Origin of the sequence: Clostridioides sp. ZZV15-6388, from assembly GCF_020657755.1 — a bacterium.
Taxonomy (GTDB): domain Bacteria; phylum Bacillota; class Clostridia; order Peptostreptococcales; family Peptostreptococcaceae; genus Clostridioides.
In genome coordinates this window covers 1-16,924 of the sequence record NZ_JAGWCU010000001.1, presented here as the reverse complement: position 1 = coordinate 16,924, position 16,924 = coordinate 1, and the positions used below count along the sequence as shown (strand labels likewise).

General features: G+C 27.6%; 15 protein-coding genes. 6 read left to right on the top strand and 9 right to left on the bottom strand.

What is annotated here, in order from left to right:
• Positions 1 to 3: 3 nt before the first annotated feature.
• The 5 genes from codY to KGF48_RS00055 form a co-directional block, all read right to left on the bottom strand.
• Positions 4 to 789: a GTP-sensing pleiotropic transcriptional regulator CodY gene (gene codY / locus KGF48_RS00075; RefSeq protein ID WP_227827170.1), complete on the bottom strand. Its 786-nt coding sequence runs from the start codon at positions 787 to 789 to the stop codon at positions 4 to 6.
• Positions 790 to 952: 163 nt separating this feature from the next.
• Positions 953 to 3,040 (bottom strand): type I DNA topoisomerase, encoded by a 2,088-nt coding sequence (gene topA / locus KGF48_RS00070; protein WP_227840394.1) that lies wholly within the window; start codon positions 3,038 to 3,040, stop codon positions 953 to 955.
• A 32-nt stretch (positions 3,041 to 3,072) separates the two neighbouring features.
• On the bottom strand, positions 3,073 to 4,173 hold the full coding sequence (dprA, locus tag KGF48_RS00065; protein WP_227867617.1) for a DNA-processing protein DprA: 1,101 nt from the start codon (positions 4,171 to 4,173) through the stop codon (positions 3,073 to 3,075).
• An 18-nt stretch (positions 4,174 to 4,191) separates the two neighbouring features.
• Positions 4,192 to 5,775: a YifB family Mg chelatase-like AAA ATPase gene (locus KGF48_RS00060; RefSeq protein ID WP_227867616.1), complete on the bottom strand. Its 1,584-nt coding sequence runs from the start codon at positions 5,773 to 5,775 to the stop codon at positions 4,192 to 4,194.
• 30 nt (positions 5,776 to 5,805) lie between these two features.
• Positions 5,806 to 6,150 carry a YraN family protein gene (locus tag KGF48_RS00055; RefSeq protein ID WP_227827166.1) on the bottom strand — a complete coding sequence of 115 codons (345 nt, stop codon included), beginning with the start codon at positions 6,148 to 6,150 and terminating at the stop codon, positions 5,806 to 5,808.
• A gap of 184 nt (positions 6,151 to 6,334) precedes the next feature.
• Between KGF48_RS00055 and KGF48_RS00050 the strand changes: the two genes are divergently transcribed.
• From KGF48_RS00050 to KGF48_RS00025, 6 genes are all read left to right on the top strand, one after another.
• Complete coding sequence (locus KGF48_RS00050; RefSeq protein ID WP_227861107.1) at positions 6,335 to 7,498, top strand: sensor histidine kinase; 1,164 nt, start codon at positions 6,335 to 6,337, stop codon at positions 7,496 to 7,498.
• Complete coding sequence (locus KGF48_RS00045; protein WP_227841109.1) at positions 7,491 to 8,135, top strand: response regulator transcription factor; 645 nt, start codon at positions 7,491 to 7,493, stop codon at positions 8,133 to 8,135. The genes KGF48_RS00050 and KGF48_RS00045 overlap by 8 nt, the downstream gene beginning before the upstream one ends.
• A 187-nt stretch (positions 8,136 to 8,322) precedes the next feature.
• The gene (locus KGF48_RS00040) at positions 8,323 to 9,258 is read left to right on the top strand and encodes an ABC transporter ATP-binding protein (protein ID WP_227867615.1); all 936 of its coding nucleotides are present in this window, start codon (positions 8,323 to 8,325) and stop codon (positions 9,256 to 9,258) included.
• Positions 9,259 to 9,271: 13 nt separating this feature from the next.
• On the top strand, positions 9,272 to 10,369 hold the full coding sequence (locus tag KGF48_RS00035; protein WP_227867614.1) for an ABC transporter permease: 1,098 nt from the start codon (positions 9,272 to 9,274) through the stop codon (positions 10,367 to 10,369).
• A gap of 2 nt (positions 10,370 to 10,371) precedes the next feature.
• A complete protein-coding gene (locus KGF48_RS00030; RefSeq protein ID WP_227841106.1) occupies positions 10,372 to 11,436 on the top strand; it encodes an ABC transporter permease in 1,065 nt (354 codons plus the stop codon).
• A 243-nt stretch (positions 11,437 to 11,679) separates the two neighbouring features.
• Positions 11,680 to 12,177, top strand: coding sequence for a CarD family transcriptional regulator (locus KGF48_RS00025; protein WP_227841105.1), 498 nt, complete (start codon positions 11,680 to 11,682; stop codon positions 12,175 to 12,177).
• 122 nt (positions 12,178 to 12,299) lie between these two features.
• On the opposite strand, the gene KGF48_RS00020 is transcribed toward KGF48_RS00025, so the two are convergent.
• The 4 genes from KGF48_RS00020 to KGF48_RS00005 form a co-directional block, all read right to left on the bottom strand.
• Positions 12,300 to 12,548 carry a hypothetical protein gene (locus tag KGF48_RS00020; protein WP_227827159.1) on the bottom strand — a complete coding sequence of 83 codons (249 nt, stop codon included), beginning with the start codon at positions 12,546 to 12,548 and terminating at the stop codon, positions 12,300 to 12,302.
• A 65-nt stretch (positions 12,549 to 12,613) separates the two neighbouring features.
• The gene (locus KGF48_RS00015; protein ID WP_227841104.1) at positions 12,614 to 13,630 is read right to left on the bottom strand and encodes an alpha-hydroxy-acid oxidizing protein; all 1,017 of its coding nucleotides are present in this window, start codon (positions 13,628 to 13,630) and stop codon (positions 12,614 to 12,616) included.
• A gap of 57 nt (positions 13,631 to 13,687) precedes the next feature.
• Positions 13,688 to 14,455: a ribonuclease HII gene (locus tag KGF48_RS00010; RefSeq protein ID WP_227867613.1), complete on the bottom strand. Its 768-nt coding sequence runs from the start codon at positions 14,453 to 14,455 to the stop codon at positions 13,688 to 13,690.
• 71 nt (positions 14,456 to 14,526) lie between these two features.
• Positions 14,527 to 16,719, bottom strand: a complete 2,193-nt coding sequence (locus tag KGF48_RS00005; protein WP_227867612.1) for an adenosylcobalamin-dependent ribonucleoside-diphosphate reductase — start codon at positions 16,717 to 16,719, stop codon at positions 14,527 to 14,529.
• Between the last annotated feature and the right edge of the window lie 205 nt (positions 16,720 to 16,924).

The window sequence follows — 16,924 nt, the reverse complement described above, 5'->3', positions numbered from 1 at the left end:
AGATTATTGATTGTTTTTTAATTTTTTTAATTCATCTGTAAGTTTATCATTAAGTATTCTTATATGAGTTCCTTTCATACCTAATGATCTTGATTCTATCACACCTGCACTTTCAAATTTTCTAAGTGCATTTACTATAACTGACCTAGTTATACCAACTCTATCAGCTATTTTACTTGCTACAAGTAAGCCTTCTTTACCGTCTAATTCAGCAAAAATATGTTCAACTGCTTCAAGCTCGGAGTAGGACAGAGTGCCTATTGCCATTTGAACTACAGCTTTTTTTCTCATTTCTTCTTCTAATTCTTCACCTATTGCTCTTAATATCTCAAGACCAACAACAGTTGCACTGTATTCAGCTATCACTAAATCATCATCATTAAATGACATTGAATATCTTGAAAGTACTAATGTTCCAAGTCTTTGTCCACTTCCTAGTATTGGTACTACAGTAGTATATTTTTGTAATCTTCCTTGCTCTTCAGGGAAAATCTCCAATATCTTCTCACCATTTAAGTTTTCTAGTGTCTCATCAATTTTTAATAAGTTTTGAGTATATTCTTCTGAGAATTTTTTTTGCTTAGTATATTCGTCTTCTATAACTGAGCTATCTTCAATGTCATTTAAATGAAGCCCTAGAATTTTACCTTTTGCACTTACTACATAAACATTAGAATTTAATACATCTCCTAATGCTCCGGCCAGTAAATCAAAAGAGACACTACTTCCACCACTTGTTTGTAATGTTTTATTTATTTTTCTTGTTTTTTGTAATACTTCACTTGCCATTTAATCATCTCCTCATGAAATTTAGGCCTTTTAATAACCTTTATATTTTCTAATATTATTCTCACTCTTAATGAAAATTTATTTTTATATTAGTTGTTTACACTTGAAAGATTATCATAGTTTGGAACCTTTTTCAAGAGAATTATGTGATTTTTTTCAATTTTCACTCTTTTCCGTCATTATGCTCTTTTGACTCTTTGTTGCATTCTTTATTGGAGCATACTGTTTTCGTTTCAGATTTAGTCACTTTTTCAACCATATATGAACCACACTTTTCACAAAACTCTCCTGTTGGCTTATTCCAAGCTACAAAGTCACAGTTTGGATAATTAGAACATCCATAAAAAGCTTTCCCTCTTTTAGATTTTCTAAGGATAATTTCTCCTTCTTCACATTTTGGACATTTAACACCAATTTTATTCATAATTGGTCTAGTCGTTTTGCAATCAGGATAGTTTTTACAAGCCATAAACTTCCCAAATCTACCATATTTTATAACCATATTAGAACCACAGTTTTCACAGATTTCATCAGTTTCTTCATCCATATTTATTTTTTCTATATTCTCAAGTGCTTCTTCAATCGCTTCCTTAAGTGGTGCATATGCTTCAGATACAATTTCTTTCCAATCTGTATTTCCTTCTTCTATAACATCAAGCTTGCTTTCCATATCAGCAGTAAAATCTACATCTATAAATTTATGAAAATTATTTTCTAAAATATCAGTAACTATTATTCCAAGTTCTGTTGGACATAGACTTGTGCCTTGCTTTTCAACATATTCTCTATTTAATATAGTAGCTATTGTTGGAGCATACGTACTTGGTCTACCTATTCCCAGCTCTTCCAATGTTTTTACCAAACTAGCTTCTGTATATCTTGCTGGTGGTTGTGTAAAATGTTGGTCTGGCAATATATTTTCTATACTTAATATATCTCCTTTTTCTATACTTGGTAGAATCTTATCTTCTCTTTCTGAAAAATTGTATACCTTAGTATATCCATCAAATTTCATTTTTGAACCAGTAGCTTTAAATACAATATCTCCAGCCTTACATTCTACATTTAGTATATCGAATACTGAATCCTCCATTTGACTTGCTATAAATCTTCTCCAAATTAAATTGTATAGCTTATATTGGTCTTTACTCAATGAAGCTTTTATACTATCAGGAGTTCTATCAACGGAAGTTGGTCTTATTGCCTCATGTGCATCTTGAACCTTTTTAGTATCTGGTTTTTCTTTTTTCTCTACAGAATTCTTATAGTAATTCTCACCTAAGTCACTTATTATATAATCCTTAGCTTTTTCTTTTGCTTCATCAGATATTCTCTTAGAGTCAGTTCTTATATATGATATAAGACCAACAGTGCCTTCGCCTTCTATATCTATACCTTCATATAGTTCTTGTGCTATCATCATTGTTTTTTTAGTAGTAAAAAACAACTTATTTGCACCTTCTTGTTGAAGCATACTTGTTGTAAATGGTTTTGGAGCTGATTTACGTCTTGATTTAGATTCTATCTTTTCAACTTTTAAATCCTTTCCTTCCATTTCTTTTAGTATTTCATTAACAGCATCTTCATTTTCTAATTCAATTTTTTCATCATTCTTGCCATAAAATTTTAAAGTTATATCTTTATCTTTTGCTGTCTTTGCTTCAACATCTATTGTCCAATATTCTTTTGGAATAAACGCTTTTATCTCTTTTTCTCTATCGCAAATTAATTTTGTTGTTACTGATTGTACTCTACCTGCACTAAGCCCTTTTCTAACCTTTTGCCATAATATAGGGCTTATTTGATATCCTAAAAGTCTATCCAATACTCTTCTAGCTTGTTGTGCATCTACTAAGTTTATATCAATATTTCTAGGATGCTTAATTGCTTTTTTAATTGCATCTTTAGTTATTTCATTAAACTCAATTCTACAATCATCAGATTCATCTAAATTTAGTATATGAGCTAAATGCCATGATATAGCTTCACCTTCTCTATCGGGGTCAGTTGCTAGATACACTTGTTTAGATTTTTTAGCTTCTTTTTTTAATTCTTTTATTACGTCGCCTTTTCCTCGTATGTTTATATATTGAGGTTCAAAATTATTTTCTATATCTACACCTAATTTACTTTTAGGCAAATCTCTGACATGACCAACTGATGCTTTCACTGTATAATGACTTTTACCTAAAAATTTTTCTATAGTCTTAGCTTTTGCAGGCGATTCTACGATGACTAATGTTTTGGCCATAAAACCACACACCCCCACTACCTAATCTTAATTTATACATTTAAACTGTACGTTTTATTATTCATCTCTACTACTAACTCATTTAGTACTAATTCATTGATTATTGAATTTACATACTTTATTTCTATACCAGTATAATCACAAATACTATCTATATGCAAGCTTCCTTCTCTTTTTATAGCTTCAATTATTTGCTTAGACTTGGCATTTAAACTTATATTATCATATTTTTGATTTATTTTTTTATCGATAATATTAAATATGTTATACTCATTCAAAATATCATCTATATTTTCAATTAATTTCGCACCTTCTTTTATAATTTTATGACATCCTCTACTCATTTGAGAATTTATATTACCAGGTACCGCAAAAACATTTTTCCCATGTTCAAGAGCAAACTCTACTGTTATTAATGCACCACTTCGTATTGCGGCTTCTACAACCACTACTCCATCACTTAATCCACTAATAATTCTATTTCTATTAGAAAAATTGTATGGAGCTACTGTTGAATTAATATTATACTCTGATAATAATAGTCCCCCATTTTCTAATATTTTATTTGATAAATGTAAATTTTGTTTTGGAAGAGGGTTGTCTACTCCTGACCCAAGCACTGCTATAGTCTTAGATTTTCCATTCATACAACCTATATGTGAATATGCATCTATTCCTATGGCTAATCCACTTACTATATTAACTCCATATTGGGACAATTGACAACTCATTGTTTTTGCACAACTAATTCCATAAGCTGTAGGCTTTCTTGAACCTACTATAGCTATATTAAAATTATTATTAGCTAAACTTATGTCACCTTTGTAAAATAATAACTTTGGAGCATTGTATATATTCTTCAAATTTTCAGGATATTCTTCATCATATTGGCAAATATATTTAATTGTTTTTTTGTAAAGTAGTTCTTTTATATTTTCTAAATAAGCGTGACCTCTATATTTTACTATATTTTTTCTAATATTCAAGCTTATATTTTTTAAATTATATATTTCTTTTTCAGAAAAATCAAATATATCTTCAATATTTACTATATCATTTTCTATTATTTCAATTGTTTTTGTTGTTATTCCACTAATTGATTTTAACCATAAATAGATATCTTTTTTCTCCATAAAATACACCTCAAAAACTTATTTAAAATAACTATAATAAGCTCTTCTAAATGAAAAAGCTTCTATAATACATTGTGAATTTATCAACTCTATTCCTTCTAAATCAGCTATTGTTCTTGCCATCTTTAAAAGTTTTGTATAACTTCTACTACTTAAATTATATTTATTAAATATTACTTTAGCCATTTTTGAAGCTTCTTTTTCTAATTTACAATATTTTAATAAATTAGAGACCTTAATTTCACTATTATTTTTTATATTATCTTTTTTAAATCTATTTATTTGTATTTTTCTAGCATTTTCTACTCTTATCTTTATTTTTTGAGAACTTTCTTCTTGTTTTGATGAATTTAAATCATCATATTTTACAGTATTTACTTCTACAAAAATATCAAACCTATCTAATAATGGTCCTGATATTTTATTTATGTATTTATTAATTTCATTACTCCTACATCTACACTCTGTATTTGACATATAATAACCACATGGGCATGGATTCATAGCTGCAATTAGTAACACTCTGCAAGGATATTTTGTACTGTACTTTACTCTAGATATATTTACATACCCATCTTCTATAGGTTGTCTCAAAGTCTCAAGGATTTTCCTATCAAATTCAGCGATTTCATCTAAAAACAAAATACCTCTATGTGCTAGTGCTACTTCTCCAGGTCTTGCATCTGTTCCTCCTCCAATTAAAGACTGCTTTGTAGTCGTATGATGAGGAGCCCTAAAAGGTCTTTTATCAATTATGCCTTTATTTTCATCTATCATACCCAATACACTATAAACCTTACTTACCTCTATCATCTCTTCTACACTTATATCTGGTAAAATTGTTACTACTCTTTTTGCAATCATTGTTTTACCTGAGCCTGGAGGCCCAATCATAAGCATATTATGATTTCCAGCAGCAGCTATCTCTGCACTTCTTTTTATAAAATAATTTCCTTTAACATCATTAAAATCTTCATCATATTTGCTTTCTTTTGTATCATAAAATTCAGGATATTTACAATATGTATAGTTACTATTTGTTTCTATTTCTTCATTTAAAAAAGACATTATTTTTTCTTTATCGACTTTTATTTCTCCGTTTAAAAAACCTATACATTCTTTTAAACTTTTAATAGGTATTATATCAATTTCTTCTATAAATAGACTTTCTTTTATATTGTCAACTGGTATAAAAATACGTTTTATATTTTGGGTCTTTGCACCTATAATTATGGGTAATATACCTCTTACTTTTCTTATTTTTCCATCTAATGATAATTCTCCTATAAACATACTTTCTCTTATATAATTTTCATCCTTTTTTATTAATCCTCTTAAAAGACCTATACTTATTGATAAATCTAAAAAAGCACCTTCTTTTTTTATATCTGCTGGTGATAAATTTACAACAATTCTTGTATTTGGAAATTTATATCCACTGTTGCTAATAGCTGATTTAACTCTCTCTCTCGCCTCTTTAATTTCTTTACTTGGAAGCCCAACAATATTGAAGCTAGGTATACCATTACTTGTATCCACCTCAACCTTTACTAGAAAACTCTCAATTCCTATTAAATTACTTGAATTAATAATACTTAACATATAATAATCCTTTCCAAAACTTTATCTTTCTTAAAAAGCATTCATTATGTGATTTACTCTTTTTTCTGATAAATAAACTTCTACAACATCAAACCTTATGGGAATATTATGTAAATTATTTTTTGTGATATAGTATTTAGCAATCTCAACTATCTTTTTTCTCTTCTTGAAATTTACAGATTCACAAGGATAACCATACCTTAAATTAGACCTTGATTTTACTTCTACAAATACAATCTCATCATCCATCCTTACTATTATATCTACTTCTCCAATCTTTAATCTGTAGTTTTTTTCTAGTAGTTTTGCACCTTTTGACAATAAATAATTAATTGCTACTTCTTCTCCAAAATCACCTTTTTCTTTGTTATTCATTTTTTACTCCAATACATTAGATTTTTACTTTTTGATTATGGTCAGTATACAATTTAACTATTCAAATTTTTTAGATTGATTTTATTTTCATTAATATTAATAGATACCTCTATTGACTTTATTCTTTTATGATATTATTCTAGTTTTCATAAGGAAAGTTTATTTTTATGGAGGAATGTTTTTAATGAACAGAAAAAAATTAGTTACTTTTATACGATATTTATCCCTATTTATATTGATTGTAAGTTATCTAAACAATGCTGAAAATACAATGTATTCAATTATGACAATAATAATATTATTTCTAATTATAATAAATAATCAAGTCAGATTTTTTTCTTTATCAAACAAGAATAGAATTGTACTTATTTCTTATTTTTTAGAGCTTATCTTAATTTTTATATTGTATAATTATACAAAGACTTTTAATTCACTTTACTTTGTTCCTTTAATTTTGGACATATCATTTTTTATAAATGAAAAATACAAATACATATTATTGTTTTTCATTATAGTATCTTCTTTTATTATTAGTTTAGATAAAAACTTGTATCTAGCTTTGGAATCAAGTTCAATATTATTGATTATATCTATACTTTCTATATATATAGAAAGTGAAAATATATCTAAACTATACAATCAAAGCCTTTATGATAAACTTAGAATTTCTAAAGATAAATTAAAAAAATCTAATTCTGATTTAGAAATTTATGCAAGTTCTATAGAAGAACTAGCCATTTTAAAAGAGAGAAACCGAATATCTAGAGAAATACACGATAGTGTTGGACATTCTCTTTCTACAACAATAATACAGTTAAGTGCCATAGAAAAGCTCTTAAATGATAAGCCCGAAGTATCTGATTTAGTACATGAACTTAGAGAATTCGTAAATGAAAGTTTTCAAGATGTTAGAAGAGCTATCTCTGAGTTAAAGCCTATTGAATATGAAAATTATCAAAATTTGTTTAAAATTAAAGAACTAATTAAAAGCTTTATTAAGCTTACAAATATTAATGTAAGACTAACTATATCAAAAAACACTTGGAGCCTATCTAGAGCTCAGTCTATAGCTTTATATAGACTTATTCAAGAATCGCTTTCCAATGCATCAAGACATGGAAAAGCAAGTGAAATCAAAATTTTTATAACATTTAATCCTTCAAATCTTATAATTACGATTAGTGATAATGGTATAGGATGTGAAAATATAAAAAAAGGAAATGGAATTAACAGTATTAGCGAAAGAATATATGAACTAAATGGAAAAGTTGAATTTGATAATCACAATGATGGATTTACAATTAGAGCTTCTTTTCCCAAATTTTTAGGGGGTGATTTTTTTGAGTAAAATCAAAGTTCTTATAGTTGATGATGAAAAATTAATTAGGAAAGGTCTTAAGATTATATTGTCATCTTATGATGATTTGGAGATAATTGGAGATGCCTCTAATGGATATGAGGCTTTAGAATTTTGTAAGTCAAATGATGTAGATGTTGTTCTTATGGACATTAGAATGAATATTTGTGATGGTGTTTTAGGTACAAGACTTATAAAAGAATATGATGAGTCAATAGCACTATTAATTTTAACTACCTTTAATGATGATGAGTATATAAAAGATGCAATGAAGTTTGGAGCTTCAGGTTACCTTTTAAAAGACAGCTCTGATGAAGTATTGCATGAGGGGATACGCTCTTCATTTTTTGGCAATATTGTACTTGACAAAAATGTAGCTGAAAAAATCATGTCAGCTGAAAAAACTGTTGAACATGAGCATATTTCTAATATATATAATTTAACTGAAAAAGAAATATCCATAATTAAATTAATTGCACATGGACTTAGTAATAAAGAAATAAGTCAAGAATTATTTTTATCTGAGGGTACCATAAAAAATAATATAACTAATATTTTAGGTAAATTGGAGCTTAGAGATAGGACTCAATTGGCTATATTTGCTTTCAAAAATAAAATTGTAATATAGTATGTCAATAGAAAGTCTAAACTATAAACAAAATTTTCAAAAACTTAACTTATAATAAAGCTAAAACTATAAAGTGACTTAAGTCACTTTTTTTAGTGACTTATAGTAATAGAAATACACCTAATAATTCTTTATTATAATATTATAGATTTTTAAATTACACAAAAACATTTTGGGAGGGATTTTTATGGATATAGTTAAAGTAAATAATATAACAAAAAGATTTAATGATAAGTTAGCACTTGATAACATTAGTTTTTCTGTTAAAGAGGGGGAAATATTTGGGCTTATTGGCCCAAATGGTGCTGGAAAATCTACACTTATAAATATAATTACCAATCTTACTTTACCAAATAGCGGTAATATTCAAATAAATGGTGTAGATTTGTCAGCAAATCCTATGAGTGCAAAATCCATAATAGGATTAGTTCCACAAGAGTTAGCAGTTATGGAAACACTAACTCCTTTTGATAACTTAGAATACTTTGGAGCTTTTTATGGATTAAAGGGTAAGTTGCTTCAAGAGAGAATCAATGAAGCCTTGGAAGTTACAGGTCTAGCTGAAGTTAAAAAGAAAAAAGTGAAAAAATTATCTGGTGGTATGCAAAGAAGATTAAATATTGGGATAGCACTTTTAAATCATCCTAAAATATTAATATTAGATGAACCAACTGTAGGTGTTGACCCTCAATCAAGAAATCACATTTTTAATTTTATAAAAGATATATCTGAAAAGCAAAAAACTACTATTATATATACATCTCATTATATGGAAGAGGTTGAACATCTTTGTTCTAAAATCTTTATTATGGATGAAGGTAAAGAAGTTGCTTTTGGGGATAATAATTACCTAAAATCAATAGTATCTACAAATACAAAATTAATTATGGAAATAAAAAATATAAATGCTCAACTTATATTTAATTTAAAAAATATTAAAGGTGTTATATCTGTTTTAGAAAATACTTCAGTAGTAACATTAGATGTAGATAAAAACTTTCAGTTAACAGATGTACTTTCTGCTGTTGACAAAAACAATTCAAAAGTAATACGTATCTCTTATGAAGAACCTAGTTTAGAAGATGTATTCTTAAATCTAACAGGTAAAAATTTAAGAGACTAATGGGGGTGATTTTATGAAATTATATATAAGTGTAAAAACTATGTTAAAAGGTCTGAAAAGCTCATTCATGCTTAATTTGATATATTTCTTAGCTCTACCTCTACTTTTAGCTGGGTTCCTTGGAATGGTAACAGAAGATATGTTTCAAAATCCTATAAAAACAGAACCTATGTCAATTGTTGTATATGATAAAGATAACTCCAAATTATCAAATAATTTGACAAATTATTTAAAAGATGATTTATCTTCTGTATTAAAAATACAGAAAGATTATTCTGATGCAGATTTAAAACTTACAATACCTAAAGGATACGAAAACAATATTTTAAAGGAAAAATCAAATACTTTAAGTATAGAAAAACTTGGAACTAGAGATGACATAGCAGTACTACTTCAAAATATATTAAATACTTATCATGAAAAATTATATTTAAATAATTCTCAAAAACTAAGTTCAGAAGAGTTTTCTAAGTTGTTTAATAAGAGTTCTATTGCCAATTCTATAATAAAAAGTGATACTGAACAAAACTCATATGAATACTTTGCTTTAGTTTCATTAGGATTCCTTGTAATAATTTTTATAATGAATAATATTTTATCAAATTATATAGGTGAATCAAAAGGGCTTTCAAAAAGACTTTATTCTATGCCTATAACTAGAGTACAGTTTTTAATTTACGACTTTGTAGGTTTATGGATTTATTCATTTATATTTCTATTATTATATGTTTTATTCTTTAGGATACTTGGAATAACATTTAAAGGTAATCTTACCACATTAACCTTAATATGTGCTATATCGTCATATTTTATGACTTCTATATCTACTTTTGTAACTAGTTTTTTTAGTAAAAAATATGGTACATTCATAGTCTATATATTACTTTTCTTACAAACAATTTTTGGAGGTATTTTTAACATGGTAAGTGAAGCTTTTAGTAAGTTTGTAAGTTTATCTCCAACTTATTTAATAGGAACTCTGTATAGTGATTATGAAAGTTTCAAGACTTTAAATTCAATAAGTAATTTAATTGTAACATGCTTAATTATTTCTACAATATTGATTATACTCTCTATTGTAAAAGAAAAATATAAATGGAGGGAGATTTAATAATGATTAGACTAATTCTTGCAAATATAAAAAGATATATAAAAAATCCTTCTCTTTTAGCTAGTATGGTCATGATTCCTATTATATTAATTGTTTCTCTTAACCTTTTTTCTAGTAAATCAGACAATCAATCAATGTATTTTTCTCCAGTAGCAGTTGTCTCTAACTCTTCAGGAAAATATGAACATAAATTGATAAATAATTCAAAGCTAAAGGAAAACACATTTAGATTAAATGAAGAAGATAAGGCTATGAACTTACTAAAAAATAATAAAGTTTCTGCAGTATTTGTTTTGGGCAAAAACTTTTCAACTGACATAGATAACTTAAAACGACCTGCTGTTAAATGTTTCAAAACTGAAAATGGTGGTGGTAGTCTTTGGGCAGAATCAGAAATAGAATCTTTTATCAATAATTCTTTAAAATCAAAAATAGATAAAAATATGGATGAAAAATTAACTAAAACAAGTATAGTTGATAATAAGCCTGATAAAAACACAGATTCATTTTTAACAGTTTTCTTAATATGTTATTTTATGTATATTAACGCAGCGTATCTTGCCTCTGACTTATTTACATTAAAAAAATCAAATGTTTTAAGGAGACTTATTTCTACAAAACATAAAGATATAAAAATAATTTTTAGTATACTCTTAGGGTTATTTTTTATTCAAGCAATTTTATACACTGTAATACTTGGATGCCTTACATTTGTTGGGGATTTTAAATTAACCCCAAACATATTAATGATTGTACTAGCAAATAGTTTTGTTTCCACTGGATTTGTATTTTGGATAGCTAGAGTATTTAAAAATGAAAGTTCTATAAGCCTTGTAACTACATTTTATTCTTTAATAGGTTTAGCTATATCTATATCTAGTCTGATACCATCAATGAGTGAATTATCATTTATGACTAATCTATCAAAGCTTACACCTTTTTACTGGACTATAAATGCCCTTAGAATCAATGATAGTATCTTAATAAATGTAATCGTTCTAATACTTATTGGAATAGTATTTGTAACAGCTGGAAGTTTTAAATTAAGAGATTTTGCAAAAAACTAATAATTACTAAATATAGTTAGTCTATAATTTTATACAATACTAACATAATATTTCAATATTTTAAATCATTTTATATTATATTTTTATAGTCAGTTTTATCTATCTTTGATGATAAACTTATTATTATATATTAATACCTTTGACTTGTCAATAGTTTTATGATATAATATTAATTATTAGATAATTAAAGCATTGTACCCCAATTGCAATATCTAAAATTCAGTTTGGAGGTATAACTAACATATGTATAATATTGGTGAAAGTGTGATGTATCCAAAAGAAGGAGCCTGTTATGTAAGTGATATTGTAACAAAGGAAATAAATAAACATATGCAGAAATACTATGAATTAACTGTCATTTTCAATAGCACTCTTAAAATTTCGATTCCCGTTTTGAATGCTGACAAGATTGGTGTACGTCCAATTATGAACGAAAATGAAGTTGATAATTTTATCCAATCAATTGATAAAATAGATGGTATATGGATTTTTGATAGAAAGCAACGGCTTAAATTATACCATGATAAATTTCATTCAGGAGATGTCTTTGAGATTGTAAAATTAATTAAGATGCTTATGATACAAGATTGTTCAAAACAATTATGTAGTACAGATAAGGACTTTCTAAATAAAGCTCAGAGATTTGCTTTGTCGGAATTAGCTGCTGCTCAATGTAAATCTTATACAATCGTATTGGAAGAAATGAAAAAACATATTCTAAATCCGAAAAGTAATAATTAAACCAGTCTTGAAGACTGGTTTTATTTTTTAGATTAATCATATTTATTACCATACTTTAACTTAGATTTCCTAAAAAAACCAAGTGTAAATCATATTACTGATTTACACTTGGTCAACAAAACCTAATCTTCCTCAAGTTCCTTTTTTTCTTTTAATAATACATTTAATTCATTTGCTTCTAAAATCTGTGCTTCTAGAGTGTCAAGTAACTCTTGTTGCCATTCCACACATTTATCTTTGTAATCAAAAGGTAGCGTTCTGTCAACTATGTACTTATCAATACATTCCTCCGCACTTTTAACTATTTGTTTTCTTTCATCAATAAATTTTTCCAATTCTACTAAGGCTTCTTCATAAGCTTTTTTACTCATATAAATTCCCCCTTTGTACAATTATTCTACATTAAAATGATTTTTCCTCTTTTTTGTATAAAAATTTATTTGTATATAACTTTTCCATCAATATCTTTTATAGTTTGACATCCAGTTAATATCATAGAACCACTTAATTCTGATTGAAGTTTATTTACATAAGTTTCTACACCATCAGTTGCTCCACCAAATGAAGCTGTTACAAAAGGTCTTCCTATTAATACTGCATCTGCCCCTAGACCTATCATTTTTAATACATCCAATCCTGTTCTAACTCCACCATCTGCAAGTATTGTAACTTTACCTTTAACAGCCTCAGCAATCTTTGGTAAAACTTCACATGCTCCTGGTGTACAGTCTAGTACTCTTCCTCCATGATTTGATACAACTATTGCATCTACACCTGCTTCAACTGCCATTAATGCATCTTCTACAGTCATTATTCCCTTTAATATAAATGGTAATTTAGTAGATTTAACTAATTCTTTTATTTGCTCAATGTTTTTAGGAAGCACTGGTTTTCCATGTAGCGATAAAGTTACTAAACCACAAGCATCTATATCAACTCCAACTGCAAACGCTCCAGCTTCTTCAGCTAGTCTTATCTTTTTTATAATATTTTCATTGTCCCAAGGTTTAATAAATACAATTCCAGCACCATTATACTTTTTAACTACATCTAAATTTTCCATTAAAAATGCATCTACTGCTGTATCTCCAACCATTGCATAGATACCACTATTGGCACATCCTGCAACTACTGGTTCTATGTAATCTCTTTCATTTATTTTTCCACCCATATTTAAAGTAGTTCCTGTTACTGGAGCTGCAAATATAGGAGAACTCATTTTTTTACCAAATATTTCTATAGATGTATCAGGATTTGAAACATCATGTATTACTCTCATATTTACTTTTACTTTTTCTAAGCTCTTACTATTTTCTATAAAAGAAGAACCACTTCCTTTACCTCCCATACCAGGTACTTCACCTGCACAGACAACTCCATTACAAACTTTACAAACTTTACAACTTCCATTTAAATTTTCTCTAGCATTTTTTAATAGTTCATTATAATCCATCTCTAATCCCCCATTAATTATAGTAATTTATATCGTATATATTATATCACATTATGTTTACAGTATATTTTTCAAGAAGCTTTTTCTATGTATAGGAGTTATCCCATGTTTTTCAATAGCTTCATAGTGTTCTTTTGTTCCATATCCCTTATGAGATTTAAATCCGTATTCTGGATATACTCTATCATATTGATACATTATACTATCCCTAGTAACCTTCGCCAATATACTTGCTGCTGCTATTGATATAGATTTTGAATCTCCTTTTATAATTGGATTTTGAACTATATCAATTCCTGGTATTGTCGCTGCATCAACAAGTAAATAATCTGGTGTTTGTTTTAAATAATTTATTGCTTTTTTCATTGCCATATATGTGGCATTTAATATGTTAAATTCATCTATTTCTTCGTTATTTACTATCCCTATTCCATAATCTAATGCTTCTTTTTTTATTACTTCAAAAAGCTCATCTCTTTTTGCTTCACTTAGTTTCTTAGAATCATTTACGCCTTCTATTTTTGTATTTTGCTTAAACATTACAACTGAAGCCACAACAGGACCTGCAAGTGGTCCTCTTCCAGCTTCATCAATTCCTCCAATATATAAATAGCCTTTACTATATCCTTCATTTTCAAACATATTTATAGTTTCTAATCTTTCTGCTTCTTTTCTAATATTGTCCAGCTTCTTGGCAAGCTTTATAGCCAGACTTTGAACAGATTTTCTTTCATCCACTCTTAATATTTCTATATATTCCATATACTTTTCAACTTCTAAAGTCTCAATTATTTCTTTAATCTCCCTCACACTTTTGTTCTGCATACTATCCCCTCATCTTTCACCTGTAAAAATATTATTGTCTTAAACATATTAAGAATCCACTAACTTAGAATTTAATTGCATCCACTATATCCACATTTTAAACATATACTACATCCACCTGTGTGTGCAATTCCTTCACTTCCACACTCAGGGCATACAAACTTTTCATCTTCTTCAAAATTTTTATTTTTTAATTCTTTGGATTTTTCTTCTTTATTATCTTTTTCTTCTTTATTATTTTTATAAGATTCTTTTTTATTATCTTCTTTTTTGTTATTTTCTTTATTATTTTCTTCTTTTTTTTCATTTATTAAGATTCCACTCCTTTTGCATCCATCTCTAAATATTGTCACTCCCTTAAGACCAGCTTCCCATGCCATAACATATATGTTAAAAACATCTTCAATTGTAGTTTCAAAAGGTATATTTATTGTAGATGATATAGAAGCATCAATATACTTTTGCCATACTTTTTGCATATTTATTCTTTCTTCATATCCTATATTCATAGCAGTAACAAAAAAATCTGGTAAACATTCTTCATCTGTAATGCCTTTTTTATCCATATATTCTTTAACTATTGGAGTATATACTTTATAGTACACATCTTCATCATGTAAGCTTTCAGTTTTTCTTATATATGAAAGATTAAATATAGGTTCTATTCCTCCACTAATACCTATCATTGTAGATATAGAACCTGTAGGAGGTATAGTTAAGAGTTGTGAGTTTCTAAGCCCATACTTTTTAACCATCTCTTTAGTATCATCATTTAAGTTTTCTATAAAAAATCTAGATTTAGAAATATTTTCATATTTATACTCACTAAATGTCCCATATTCTTTAGCAATTAAAGCTGATTGTTTTACAGCTTCGTTAAGCATAGTTTTACCAATTAAATCACACAATTCTAAAGATTTATCAGAACCATATCTTATCCCCATCTTTATAAGCATGTCAGCAATACCCATTACACCTAAGCCTATCTGTCTATATTTGTAGACACTATCCCTTTGTTCTTGTAATGGATGTAAATTTAATCCCTCATCCAATACATCATTTAAAGCTACCACAGCTTCTCTAACACAAGATTTTAACTTATTAATATCAAAGGTAGCATGTTCCCCAAACGGTTGTATTACAAACTCTGATAAGTTTATTGAGCCAAGCAAACAGCTTCCTCCACTTGGAAGTGGCTCTTCTGCACAAGGATTTACCCCTGAAAAACAAAAGTCCTTATCTTCACTCATAAGGTTATATGTTTTTATTTTATCCCAAAATAATATGCCTGGTTCTGCATAATCCCAGTTATTTTTAACAAACTTATTAAACAAATCATATGCATTTACTATCTTAACTATTTTTTCTCCAGTAGTTTCAACTTCAAACGTACAATTATACAGTTTTTTTTCCTTTACAGCTTGCATAAACTCATCTGTTACTCTTACAGAAATATTTGCTTTAGTAACCTTCTCCAAATCGGTTTTTATATCTATAAATTCCTCTATTTCTGGATGATTTACATCCATAGAAATCATAAGAGCTCCTCTTCTACCTCTTTGACCAATCAAACCTGTTGTCATGCTATAAAGTTCCATAAAAGACACTGCTCCAGTTGTATATTTTGCAGCATTATTTACTTTTGCACCTTTGGGTCTTAATTTTGAAATATCAATTCCAACCCCTCCACCATAACTAAAAGTTCTAGCAAGTTTTTTTGCAGTGTCAAAAATATCTTCTATACTATCTTTTGGTGGCTCTATCACATAACAATTAGAATAAGTTACTTTTTTACCTTCTTTATGTAAACCTCTATTTGCTAAAATTCTACCTGCAAATAAAAATCTCTTTTGTCTTATTAACTTTGATATCCTTGGACTGTTATTTGAAATTCTCTTTATCCATTCATCAAAACTTTCTCCATTATGTCTATACTTATTTTTCCATATTGATTTTTGTAATTCATCAAACTCCCAAGCCTTATGTCTTATTTCTGAACGCCTTTCTCTATATAATATGTAGTGTTTTGCTATATCTTTTCTATTTGATTCCATAAGTAATACTTCAACTATATCTTGGATTTCTTCTACAGATAAGCATTTCTCCATAGAATTATAATCATTAGCGATTTTTCTAGATATATCATATGCTAAATCTCTGTCTACTCCACCTTCACTATTTATACTAGCCTTATAGACAGCATCTTCAATCTTACTTTTACTAAAAAGTTCTTTTGTCCCATCTCTCTTTACTATGTACTTCATTTTTAGACCTCCAATAAATTAGTATTACATTAATACACCTATTAGTTGTAATTCTAAACAAACTTTTTTCTATATTTGTATGTTTTCATATTAATTATCTTACACAATATATATTATACTATTTTATATTCAATATAACACGCTTTATAGTTTTCTCAGTTAAGTAAATGAACTTTCTATATTCTAAATATCTTCTATTAAAAAC